The 11,783-nt window shown below is 69.8% G+C and carries 10 protein-coding genes and 1 tRNA gene; 4 read left to right on the top strand and 7 right to left on the bottom strand.

Annotated features, from left to right (window positions below; genetic code table 11):
* Window positions 1–31: 31 nt before the first annotated feature.
* The 3 genes from ACSMXO_RS02655 to lhgO all read right to left on the bottom strand — a co-directional run bounded on the left by ACSMXO_RS02655 (window position 32) and on the right by lhgO (window position 1,730).
* On the bottom strand, window positions 32–181 hold the full coding sequence (locus ACSMXO_RS02655) for a hypothetical protein (RefSeq protein WP_455416578.1): 150 nt from the start codon (window positions 179–181) through the stop codon (window positions 32–34).
* 5 nt (window positions 182–186) lie between these two features.
* Window positions 187–423: a hypothetical protein gene (locus ACSMXO_RS02650; RefSeq protein ID WP_455416577.1), complete on the bottom strand. Its 237-nt coding sequence runs from the start codon at window positions 421–423 to the stop codon at window positions 187–189.
* Window positions 424–539: 116 nt separating this feature from the next.
* Window positions 540–1,730, bottom strand: a complete 1,191-nt coding sequence (gene lhgO, locus ACSMXO_RS02645) for an L-2-hydroxyglutarate oxidase (protein WP_346261595.1) — start codon at window positions 1,728–1,730, stop codon at window positions 540–542.
* Window positions 1,731–1,939: 209 nt separating this feature from the next.
* Between lhgO and ACSMXO_RS02640 the strand changes: the two genes are divergently transcribed.
* The 3 genes from ACSMXO_RS02640 to ACSMXO_RS02630 all read left to right on the top strand — a co-directional run bounded on the left by ACSMXO_RS02640 (window position 1,940) and on the right by ACSMXO_RS02630 (window position 3,803).
* Entirely contained in the window at window positions 1,940–2,764 is an 825-nt protein-coding gene (locus ACSMXO_RS02640; RefSeq protein WP_455416576.1) for a hypothetical protein, read from the top strand.
* A gap of 12 nt (window positions 2,765–2,776) precedes the next feature.
* Window positions 2,777–3,076, top strand: coding sequence for a hypothetical protein (locus ACSMXO_RS02635; RefSeq protein ID WP_455416575.1), 300 nt, complete (start codon window positions 2,777–2,779; stop codon window positions 3,074–3,076).
* Window positions 3,077–3,152: 76 nt separating this feature from the next.
* The gene (locus ACSMXO_RS02630) at window positions 3,153–3,803 is read left to right on the top strand and encodes a hypothetical protein (RefSeq protein WP_455416574.1); all 651 of its coding nucleotides are present in this window, start codon (window positions 3,153–3,155) and stop codon (window positions 3,801–3,803) included.
* Between the two features lie 23 nt (window positions 3,804–3,826).
* On the opposite strand, the gene ACSMXO_RS02625 is transcribed toward ACSMXO_RS02630, so the two are convergent.
* Window positions 3,827–3,903: transfer RNA gene (locus ACSMXO_RS02625), tRNA-Thr, on the bottom strand.
* A gap of 319 nt (window positions 3,904–4,222) precedes the next feature.
* On the opposite strand from ACSMXO_RS02625, the gene ACSMXO_RS02620 reads away from it, so the two are divergent.
* Window positions 4,223–5,314, top strand: coding sequence for an ABC transporter ATP-binding protein (locus ACSMXO_RS02620; RefSeq protein ID WP_346261606.1), 1,092 nt, complete (start codon window positions 4,223–4,225; stop codon window positions 5,312–5,314).
* A 194-nt stretch (window positions 5,315–5,508) separates the two neighbouring features.
* On the opposite strand, the gene ACSMXO_RS02615 is transcribed toward ACSMXO_RS02620, so the two are convergent.
* The 3 genes from ACSMXO_RS02615 to ACSMXO_RS02605 all read right to left on the bottom strand — a co-directional run bounded on the left by ACSMXO_RS02615 (window position 5,509) and on the right by ACSMXO_RS02605 (window position 11,554).
* Window positions 5,509–8,103, bottom strand: a complete 2,595-nt coding sequence (locus ACSMXO_RS02615; protein ID WP_455416573.1) for a pectate lyase family protein — start codon at window positions 8,101–8,103, stop codon at window positions 5,509–5,511.
* A 263-nt stretch (window positions 8,104–8,366) separates the two neighbouring features.
* Complete coding sequence (locus ACSMXO_RS02610; RefSeq protein WP_455416572.1) at window positions 8,367–9,989, bottom strand: pectate lyase family protein; 1,623 nt, start codon at window positions 9,987–9,989, stop codon at window positions 8,367–8,369.
* 203 nt (window positions 9,990–10,192) lie between these two features.
* Window positions 10,193–11,554: a pectate lyase family protein gene (locus tag ACSMXO_RS02605; RefSeq protein WP_455416571.1), complete on the bottom strand. Its 1,362-nt coding sequence runs from the start codon at window positions 11,552–11,554 to the stop codon at window positions 10,193–10,195.
* Window positions 11,555–11,783 lie beyond the last annotated feature (229 nt).

Below are 11,783 nucleotides of genomic sequence, written 5' to 3'. Positions count from 1 at the left end.
CGGCCGCCGGGTCGAGGATATGGAGACCAGATCACGCAGCCCCGGCGGTCGACCCGGCCGAGCCGGCCCGAAGGCCGTCCTGCGGGGGCAGCACGGCGGAGGGAAGTTTGACGAGACCGGGACCGGCGAGCAGCGGCAGCCCGCCCGGCCGGCACCCGCCGTCGGCCTGTGCGCCGGCCACTTCGGTCAGTGTTCGCCGCCGACGGCGGCCCAGCCGACGGCGGCCAGGCAGATCAGCAGCACGATGCCAGCACGGCTGGTGGCGATCCGGGTCACCGTCCACGCGGTCTTCCGGAGCCCGGACAGGCTGGCCCTGGTCTTGCGGTAGTCCACCCAGGCCCGCCGGGCCACCGCGTACGCGGTGCCCACGAACAGGCCGAACGCCACTCCGACCAGCAGGATGGCGACACCGGGGCGGTCCATTAGGCCAGTGTCACCGGCACGGGCCGACGATCGCCATCGCCCAATCCGGTGACGGACGGTGATGGCCAGTGGGCACTCGGCGACCGGTGGGGCGGTGACCGGTGCCGGGCACCCCGTCAGCGGTCGGCGGGAAGCCGGTCGACGATGTGCCGGGCGATCTCGAACGAGCTGGTCGCGGCCGGGGACGGCGCGTTGAGCACGTGCACCTGCCGCTCCGCCTCCACGATCAGGAAGTCGTCCACCAGGCCGCCGTCCGGGCGTACGGCCTGGGCGCGTACCCCGGCGCCGGCCGGGACGATGTCGGCCTCGGTCAGCTCCGGCACCAGCCGCCCCAGGCTGGCCGCGAACCGCTTCCGGGACAGTGACCGGGTCACCTCGGTCAGCCCGTACCGGTAGTGCCGGCGGGCCAGCGCCCACAGGCCGGAGTAGCCGACCTGCTCCCAGACGTCGCGCGGATCGAACCGGCGCCACGAGTACCCCTCCCGCGCGGTGGCGAGCACCGCGTTCGGGCCGGCGTGCACGGTCCCGTCGATCATGCGCGTCAGGTGTACGCCGAGGAACGGGAACTGCGGGTCGGGCACCGGATAGATCAGTCCACGCACCAGCTTCCGCCGCTCGGGAACCAGCTCGTAGTACTCGCCCCGGAACGGCACGATCCGGGCCGGCGGGTCGATGCCGGCCAGCCGGGCTATCCGGTCGGCGTGCAGCCCGGCGCAGTTCACCAGTACGTCGCCGGTCACCTCGCCCGCACTGGTGCTCACCACCACACCGCCGGCCCGGCCGTGGATCCCGGTGACCCTGGTGTTCCGGCGCAGCTCGGCACCGCTTTCGGCGAGGAGTTCGGCGAGCCGCCGGCAGACCGCGCCGAAGTCGACGATCCCGGTCGAGGCGACCCGCAGCGCGGCGACGGCGGCGACGTGCGGCTCGTACTCAGCCGCCTCGATCGCGTTGAGCAGGGCGACCGGCAACCCGTTGGCGACCGCCCGCTCGTGCAGTGCGTGCAGTCGGGGAAGTTCGGCGGCCTCGGCGGCGACGATCAGCTTGCCGCAGACCTCGTACGGCAACTCCTGCTCGGCGCAGAACCGCACCATCGAGGCACTGCCGGCCCGGCACAGCGTCGCCTTGAGACTCCCCGGCTTGTAGTAGACCCCGGCGTGGATCACGCCCGAGTTGTGACCGGTCTGGTGCGCGGCCCAGCCGGACTCCTTCTCCAGCACGGTCACCGTGTCCCGGGGCCGGTCGGTGCGCAGCCGGTACGCCACCGCGAGCCCGAGGATCCCGCCGCCCACGATCAGGTACCTGGTCATCCGCGCTCCCCGGCCGGTGGCATCGGAGCCGATGGTATGCGCCCGCCCGCGCTCCGGCAGGTGTTCGTGAATGCGCCGGTCAGAGCGTGTCCCGGTACGACACTGTCGGGTTGACGACTGTTTCTTCCGCAGCGTGGTAACTCGCGACAAATATCAATACTGATCTGAATCGCCCCATTTTAGAGAAGTATTCACAATAGGCAGGTCCGATGGCGACCTATGCGCAATTGCAGGCTGAAGCATGGTGGGGTCGGGAGATCATCACCCCGGAGCTGGACTGGCTCGGCGACGAACTGTGCCGACGTACCAAACGTCCCCGGGGCGCCTTCGGTACCAAGGGTGACCACAACCACCTGCGCGGCGCCCACCGCTCCCAGGAATGGATCCGCAAGTCCCGGTACTGCACCTCCCGGACGTACACGGTGCAGTCCGGGCTGACCGCCGTCCAACAGCGACACATCGCCGGGGTCGACTTCACGCCGGGGTCGGCCGGCCAGATGGTCGCGCAGTGCAAACGGCTCTACGCCGCCCTGCGCGCCGGCCATCTCGAAGAGGTACGCGAGTTCTACGGCAACGTCGACGGCGACAAGGTCGTCGACGGCTGGGACAACGTCCGGAACCGGGCCGCGAGCAGCGATTCCAGCCACCTGTGGCACTGGCACCTGACCCTCGACCGGCGCTCCTGCGCCAACAGACGCGTGATGGAGCGGATCCTGGCGATCGCGCTCGGAGACCCGACGGAGGAAGACGTGGACGACGCGACGATCGACAAGATCGCAACCCGTACCAAGACCAAGGTGATGGCCGACACCGGAATCCAGCAGTTGCTGGCCCGGGTCCAGCAGTTGACCGTCAACCAGGCTGTCCTGCTCGACGCCGTCGGCCGGGACACGACCGACGAGAAGGCCATCGTCGACGGCGTACTGGCCGGGCTCGGCCAGCGCGACATGGACAGCGTCGCGGCCGCCCTGAAGACCGCGTTCGGCGATCGGGCGGCGGAGCTGGCGGCGAAACTGGGCAGCCCGGCGAGCTGACGTGTGGGTGAAGTGGCAAATCTCCTCTCCACCGGCGGCTTCGGTGCCGTCGGTGTCGGGGGCCTGCTCGTCATGATCGTGGCGTACCTGCTCAATGCCAACCGGGCCGATCGCAAGGAGTACCAGGAGGCGATCGACCGGGCCGAGAAGCGCGCGGACGACGCCGCACGCCGGACCGACGCGGCCGAACAGCGGGCGGAAGGGCTGCAACAGGCCGTGGACGAGGCCCGCCGGGCGCGGCGGGCCGCCGAGGACGCGCTCGCCCTCGTCGAACGCGAGTTGCACCGCTACCGCCCGAACGGCTCGGTATGACCCCGACGAGGTCTCGGCGCGGCGGGGAGGCCCGTACGAACACCACCGTCGGGCTCTCTATGGGAGGTAGGGCGGCATGACCGAGGAGACGGAGATCTTCCGCCGTCGGATGGACCGGCGCATCCGACGGCGGTTCGTCATCGTGGTGGTGGCGACCGCGTTGATCGCGGCGACGGGCGGCTGGGCCTGGGCCCGGCTCGACCGGCAGGCCGCCGTGGAGCAGCGCCGGGCGGCGACCGCCGTCTCCGGCGCCGAACAGCTCTGCCAGCAGGTACGCCAACTCGGCGGCGAGTGCGTCGTCGACCCCGCCGACCTGCGTGGTGCACAGGGCCCGGCCGGTCCGGAGGGTCCACCCGGGCCACCGGGCCTGCCCGGTCGGGACGGTAGACCCGGTGACCCAGGTCCGCCCGGCGAGCCCGGACCGCCGGGCGATCCCGGTCCGGCCGGTGCTCCCGGCCCCATCGGCCCGAACGGCGAGCCGGGCGCCACCGGGCCGGACGGGCCGGCGGGTCCCGCCGGTCCAGAGGGACCCGCCGGGCCGACGGGCGAGCCGGGTCCGCCCGGCCCGACCTGCCCCATCGGTACGACCCTGCTGACCCTCTCGGTGGTGACGCCCGAGGGACCACGGCAGATCGCCGCCTGCGTCGTCGACCCGACGCCACAGACCCGCGCCAGGGTGCCTACGACATCGCCCGCCGGATCACCGCCGCATGGGCCGACGCAATGAGCCTGGCACTGGCGGGAGGGTATTGGAGCCCCCGGTCGGACTCGAACCGACGACCACTCGCTTACAAGGCGAGTGCTCTGGCCAACTGAGCTACAGGGGCGCATGTTCGTGGTCAGCATAGCCACAGATGCCCTCCTACCATGGGCGGCACCGATTCCGATACCCGACACCGGCCGGCACCCCACGCGCTTGGTGGTGGAGCATGCCCAGATGCCCGAAATGTTCGTCAGATACATCCCAGGAAAGGCCCCCGACCTTGGCATGTGAGAAAAACCCGTTTACCGTGGCGTGACGCGGATGACACCCGAGCTGCCCACGGCTGCCCGGATGCCTTCCACGGACCGGTGCGGCAACGCGCCGGTCGCTCTTTCACTCGGATCGTCCGGCACGTTCCTGCCGGTGAAAGGAAGCGCTGCACCATGGCTACGGTCACCTACTCGAAAGCCACCCGGATCTACCCGGGTACGGAGCGCCCAGCGGTCGACCACCTCGACCTGGAGATCGGCGACGGCGAGTTCCTCGTCCTGGTCGGCCCCTCCGGCTGCGGCAAGTCCACCAGCCTGCGGATGCTCGCCGGGCTGGAAGACGTCGACGACGGCTCGATCTACATCGACACCCGGGACGTCACCCACCTGCCGCCGAAGGCCCGCGACATCGCGATGGTCTTCCAGAACTACGCGCTCTACCCGCACATGACCGTCTACGAGAACATGGCGTTCGCGCTGAAGCTCCGGAAGACCTCGAAGTCGGAGATCGACCGGCGGGTCAAGGAAGCGGCCGCCCTGCTCCAGCTGGAGGACTACCTCAGCCGCAAGCCCAAGGCGCTCTCCGGTGGTCAGCGCCAGCGGGTCGCGATGGGCCGGGCGATCGTCCGCGAGCCCCAGGTCTTCCTGATGGACGAGCCGCTGTCCAACCTGGACGCCAAGCTCCGGGTGCAGACCCGTACCCAGATCGCGACGCTCCAGGCCAAGCTCGGCGTCACCACCGTCTACGTGACGCACGACCAGGTCGAGGCGATGACCATGGGTCACCGGGTGGCGGTCATGCTGGACGGCGTACTCCAGCAGGTCGACACCCCGCGTGAGCTCTACGACACCCCGGCCAACGTCTTCGTCGCCGGCTTCATGGGCTCCCCCGCCATGAACATCAAGACCGTGCCGCTGACCGACAACGGTGCGATGTTCGCCGATCTGGCCATCCCGCTGACCCGGGAGCAGATCGCCGCGGCCAAGGCCGAGGGCGGCAACGGCAAGGTGACCGTCGGCTTCCGTCCGGAGGACTGCGACCTGGTCTCGGAGACCGAGGGCGGCCTCGCCCTCGTCGTCGAGCTGGTCGAGGACCTGGGCTCGGACGCGAACGTCTACGGCCACGCCGCGATCGACGGCACCTCGGAGCGGTTCGTGGTGCGTACCGACCGCCGGCACATGCCGAACATGGGTGACACCGTCTACGTCAAGCCGCGTACCGGTCGGAACCACGCGTTCCACGCCGTGACCGGCAACCGGATCTGATCCGGCCGGACCACACCGCGTCGGGGCGGTCGCTTCTCCTCAGAAGCGACCGCCCCGATCGTTTTCCACGGACCTCCCGCCAGCGCGCGGTGCCGGGCGACGCCGGCGAAGCCCTGGTCAGGTCACGTAGCGGGTGCCGGCGACCGACCGATGCCGGTCGCCGGCCCGCTACCTGCGCCTGATGTGCGGCGAGGTCAGATCTTGCCCGCGCCCGCACCCGCGGTGACGGATGCCTTGACCGTGCCGACGTTGTCGGCGGTGTAGCCGTACGGGACCGGGGCCACCGAGCCGTTGACCTCGCACGGGCCGGAGTTGGTCAGCGAGTTGTCCCGGGCCACCAGTCGTCCGGGATCGGAGTCCGCGTACCCGCTCGCCGACCAGCACGCCTGCTGCACGTTCTCGAAGACGTTGGCTTCGACGAGTACCCCGGCGTTCATCGTGGAGGCGATGGCGTAGGAGTCGGCGTTGTTGTTGACGTTGGAGTAGTAGTTGTTGAAGACGTGCACCGTCTCGCCGAAGCGCACCCGGGGGCTGCGCTCGAAGGTCCGGTCGAACCAGTTGTGGTGGTACGTGATCCGCAGGTGACCCACGTCCTCGCCGGAGTTGCCGTCGGAGTGCCCGACCAGCGAGGTCTTCCAGTGGTTGCGGACGACGTTCCACGACACCGTGATGTAGTCACCGGCGTGGGTGATGTCGATCATGCCGTCGTAGTGGTCGGGGTCGTCCTCGATGGTGCTGGACAGCGTGTTGTGGTCGATCCAGATGTGCGTGGCGTTCTCGATCTGGATCGCGTCCCCGCCGGGCACGCCACGGATGTTCATGTTCTGGATGATCACGTTGGCCGGCTCCATGTCCTCGATGTTGAGGGTGGTGCCGGAGACGCCGGAGTTCGCGCCGACGCCCCGGATCGTCTTGTTCGCGGTGATCTCCACCGTGCCCGAGCCGCTGAGCATGCCGTTGACCAGGATGGTCCTGGCCCCCGATGCCTGCGCCTGGGTCCGGAAGTCGGCGAAACTCGTCACGGTGACCGTGGATCCACCCGCACCACCGGTGGTGCCACCGGCCTGGGCGGCCCAGCCGACCAGTCCGGTCTGCGGCGGGCCGGTGGTCGGCGGCGGCGTCGTGGGCGGCGGGGTGGTGGGCGGGGGCGTCGTCGGGTTCGTGGTCGGCCCGCCGGGCAGCCCGACCCGGCCCACGCCGGCCTGCGCGGAGACCACGGCCTTCATGTCGCAGGCGGTCTGCACGGTGTACGGGTACGGCGGGTTGCTGACGCTGCCGCCGGTCTGGCCGGCGCCCGAGTTGATCAGACAGTTGTTCCGGGCCACCAGCCGGCCGTCCCCGGAGTCCCCCTCACCGAGGTGGTAGGGGTCGTCGACGTTCTCGAAGTAGTTGCCCTCGACGATCACGCCGGCGTTCTCCGTTGACGCCACACCGTAGTTGCCGGTGTTCAGGTAGTAGTTGTTGTAGACGTGCACCTGGTCGCCGAAGCGCACCCGGGGGTTGCGCTGGTTGGTGTTGTCGAAGAAGTTGTGGTGGTAGCTGACCTTCAGATAGCCGACGTCCTGAGCGGCGTTGCCGTCGTCGTGCCCGAGCAGCATGTTCTTGTCGGTGCCGTCCGCATGGTTGTACGAGATCGTCACGTACGACGAGCCGCGCTTGACGTCGACGCCGCCGTCGGCACCGGTCGTCCAGGTGTTGTGGTCGATCCAGATGTGGTGCGAGAACATCTGCACGTTCACCGCGTCGTCGTCCCAGTTGCGGAAGTTGAGGTTCCGCAGGATGACGTTGTGTACCGCGTTCGACGGCGGCGAGGTGATGCCGTTGTCGATCGGCAGGCCGATGTTGAGGCCGCCGCCGGTGAAGCCGGAGTTGGCGCCGATTCCGACGATCGTCTTGTCCGAGCTGACCTCGTGCATCGGGCCGGGCAGGTCGATCATCCCGTTGACCTGGATGATCTTCGGCCCGGCCGAGGCCGCCTCGGTGACGAACTGCGCCGCCGAGGTGACGGTGACGGTCGGGCCGCCCGCGCCACCGGTGGTGCCGTTCTGGCCGAGCGCGTTGACCCCGGCCCAGCCGTCGGCCACGTTGGTCCCGGGGTTGCCGGTCGGCGGCGGGGTGGTGGTCGGGCCACCGGTCGGCGGGGTAGTCGGCGTGCTCACGCTGTCGCTGACCAGTACGTCGTCGAAGTTGGCGGTGGCGTTGAAGGTGGCCACCCCGACCCGGCCGGCGGCGTACTGGCTGTCGGTGCCCTCGGTGAGCAGCGTGCCGTTGACGTACCCGCGCAGCGAGCTGCCCGAGACGTCCAGCCGGAGCGTGTACCAGTTGTTCAGCCCGACCGTCACGCTGGCGGTGTCCAGTGTGGTCGCGGAGCCGTTGGAGAGCCGCTTCAGCTCGACGGTGTTGTTGCTGCGTAGCGCCAGGTAGTAGTAGCTGGTGTTGCTCTGCACCCGGGCCAGCACCGCGACGAACCGGTTCGAGCCGTTGAACGAGGTCGGCTTGACCCGGGTCTGCACGGTGTAGTTGCTCCAGCTCGTGGTGCCGGCCAGCGCCCGGGCGTCGCTGCTGCTACCACCCTGCTGGTAGACCCGGCTGCCGTCGGTCGCCACTGACCAGGAGCCGCCGGACGTGGTCCAGCCGCTGGAATTGCCGTCCTCGAAGTCGTCGGAGAAGAGCGTCGCGGCCTGGGCGGTGGCGCCCATCCCGACCGCGAGGGCGACCGCGGCGAGCGCGGCGCCGGTCGAGATCAGGAGACCACGACGGTGTCTCCGCCGGGTTTCGGTGATACTCACGGAACCTCCTCGGGTTATGTGTTTGCCCTGTCGGGCACCGGCCTCGGATTCACGGAGCTATGCATTGACGTTTGTCGATCTTCAGATGCCGGATCGGCCCAGGACGGCCGGACTCGACACGCCGGGTGTGCGGAGGGAACGGGGCTGCGGAGGCGGTCGGCCCGGCGGCCTGCTGGCGTGCGAGACCGACCGGAAGTGGCCTGTGCCGGGACCGCGCGCGGCGGTGCGGTGGTGCGGGGCCGGTACCGCCGCGCGCGGGGTCCCTAGAAGGGCAGCTTTCCGGTGCCGCTGCCCGCCATCACCGTCGCCCGGATGCTGTTCGGGTCGGCGACGGTGTAGGAGTAGTAGCTGCTCGGCTCGGTCACCGAGCCGCCGGAGTCACCCGGCTCGCTCGTACCGGCCAGCACGTTGTTGCGGGCGACCAGCCGGCCCCGGGTCCCGGAGTAGCTGATCGACCAGGGCACCTCGACGTCCTCGAAGTAGTTGCCCTCGACCACGCAGCCCGAGTTCATCTGGCAGGCCACCCCGACGTCGGTGTTGTAGACGAAGTAGTTGTTGAAGACGTGCACCGGGTCGCCGAACCGGACCCGGGGGTTGCGCTGCGGCGTACGGTCGAACCAGTTGTGGTGGTACGTGACCTTCAGATATCCGGTGTCCTGCGCCGCGTTGCTGTCGTCGTGCCCGAGCAGCATGTTCTTGGTGTGGTGGTGGGTGTGGTTCCACGACACCGTCACGTAACTGGCGCCCCGCTTGACGTCGATCAGGCCGTCGTAGCCGGCCGACAGGTCGTTGTGGTCGATCCAGATGTGGTGCGAGAACATCTGCACGTTGATCGCGTCGTCGACGGTGTTCCGGAAGTTCAGGTTCCGGACGATCACGTTGTGGATGGCGTTCGCCGGTGGGCTGGTCGCGTCGCTGACCGGCAGCCCGATGTTCAGCCCGCCGCCGGTGATCCCGGAGTTGGCGCCCACCCCGACGATGGTCTTGTCGGACATCACGTCGTGCATCGGGCCGGGAAGCGCGATCATGCCCTGCACCCGGATGTTCAGCGGGCCGGGCTGGCTGATCGCGGTGAGGAAGTCGGTGGCGGTGGAGACCGTCACCGTCGGGCCGCCGGCCCCGCCGGTGGTGCCGTTCTGGCCGAGCGCGTTGACCCCGGCGAAGCCGATCGGCGGGGCGCCCGGGTCGAGCGGCGGACCGGTCGGCGGCAGCGTCGGCCCGCCGGTCGGGCCACCGGTCGGCGGCGTACCCGTCACCGTCGCCACCTCGACGTCGTCGAAGGAGGCGCTGGCGTACGAGGCGGCCAGGCCGACCCGCCCGGCGGAGAGTACGGAGTCGGTGGCCTGCACCGACAGGCTGCCGTTGACGTACCCGCGCAGCGTGCTGCCGGTCGCCTCCAGCCGCAGCGTGGCCCAGGTGTTCACCGGTACCGCGCCGGAACCGCTGGCCAGCGCCACCGGCGCCGAGCCGTCCCGCTTGACCAGTTGCACCCCGCCGGTGCTGGTCACCACCAGCGCGTAGTAGCGGCTGGAGCTCTGTGCCCGGGCGATCACCCCGACGTGCCGGTTGGCACCGTTGAACCCGGTCGGCTTGACCCGGGCCTGCACCGCGTAGTCGCTCCACGAGGTGGTGCCGGTGAGGGTACGCGCGTCGCTGCTCTGCCCGGATTGCCGGTAGACCCGGCTGCCGTCGGTAGCCACCGCCCAGCTTCCGCCGGAGGTCGACCAGCCGGAGGAGTTGCCGTCCTCGAAGTTGTCGGTGAGCAGGGTGTCGGCGAAGGCGGCCGGCATCGCGACGGTGATCGCGGCGGCGGCGAGCATTCCGGCCGCACCCGCGACGGCGACCAGCCGCCACCTCGGTCGTCCCCGGGACTGGTTGGCGTGCACAGTGAGCCTCCCTGTGGTGGTGGGGGTGGTGGGCCGCCGCCGGCGCGGCGACGGCGGCGGTGTGGGGTACTGCGTTCTCGGCGGCGCCGCGCCGCCGCGGGCTGGACTCGGTGGGACGACCGGGTCAGCCCTGGACCGGCCGCCGTTCGGCTCCGGCGAGGGTCCGCACCACCGGCGGTACCGGTGGAATCGAGGGGCCGGAGCTATCCCGGCAGCCGACCGGCTCCGGCCAGGGCCTGCACCACCAGCGGGACGAGTGGAGCGGGCAGCACCGGCCCGGCCCGGAGCGTCGGCGTCCACCCGGCGTCGCCGCCCAGATCGGGCTCGTGCTCGGCGTTGTACGCGGCCAGCAGGCTCACCGGCCGGGCCGGCTTCCGGCCCTCGCGTACCCAGTTGCCCCGCTCGGTGAGCACCGTGCCGTCCCAGTCGTAGAGCAGGTCCGCCGCGGTGACGCCGGAGCCGAGGGTGAAGTGGTTGTTCTCGGCGTAGACCGCCGACTGCACACCCACCCCGATCGCATAGCTGAACGCGTCACCGGCGAGCCGGTAGGCGTTGTTGTAGATGTCGACCTGGCCGAACCGCACCCGGGGCAGCCGCTGCATCGTGCCGTCGAAGAGGTTGTGGTGCAGCGTGACGTTGAGCCGGCCCACGTCCGGGCCGACGGTGTTCGACGAGCCGATCAGCATCACCTTGTCCCGGGCGACGAACCGGTTGTACGAGGCGGTCACCCGGCTGGCGGTGTGCGTCACGTCGAGCGACCCGTCGTGCACCATGTACGGCCGTCCGAAATAGACCGGCAGCCCACTGTCCGGGTTGTCGCCGTCGGTGAAGGTGTTGTGGTCGACCCAGACGTTCTCGCTGCGCCGTACCGACATCAGGTCGAACTGGGAGTTCCAGTTGCCGGCGTCGGAGTCCGTCGGCGACCACGCCGGAAAGCAGTCCCGGGCGTCGGCGAGGGTCAGGTTGCGCACGATCACGTTGTTGGCGGTGTCCACCATCAGGGTCAGCCCGGTGAGCGTGGCGCCGCGCAGCCCGACGATGGTGGTGTTCGGCCCGACGTTGATCTGGGTCTGCCGGGTCTGGTTCGCCACCGACCGGACCCGGGCCTGCTCCAGTGGCCCGGACGGCGCCACCCGCCCCCAGGTCGCCGGGTCGTACGCGGTCAGGTACGCGTCGAGCGAGTACTCGGGGTCGGCCAGGTCGGCGCAGCCGAGCAGCCGCCCGTCGGCGGCCTCGAAACCGTCGATCCCGCCCTCGACATAGATGATCTTCGGAGTAGCGTTGCTCCTGTTCGTGGCGTTGTCGCCACCCAGTGCCTGCACCAGTTCGGTCCTGGTCCGGACCACGTGCACCTGGTCCGGAGTGGCCGCCGAGCCGCCGGTGGTGCCGGGGCCGGCGGCGGCCCAGCCGTCACCGGCCGGCAACGCCTGCCGGCCCAGCGAACGGGCCACCCAGGACACTCCGTCCTTCCCGTGCGCGCCGGCCGTCGCGGGCGCCGCCAGCACGGCACCGGAGACCACGAGAAGACTGCCGACCACGGCGGCGGTCAACCTGCTCGATCGCATCCCACTCTCCGCGTCTGTCTACCGTTTGCCGGATCTCGTAACGGCTACGAAATCCTCTTGTTATTGAACGGTAGGTATCAGCACTTAAAAGTGTCAATGCGTTCTGTTTGCAGGTATGTTGCACTGAATACAGGCAATAACGATTTGCTCGGCGACCGTATGCCGAGTAGAGGGATATTCGGTCCGATTTCTATCGAACAGTTGTCCCCGAGATTTGCAGTCTGTCGTT

The sequence above is a fragment of the Plantactinospora sp. DSM 117369 genome (assembly GCF_053764795.1).
Note: the sequence above shows the minus strand (reverse complement) of the source record. Positions and strands in the feature narration are given on the sequence as shown.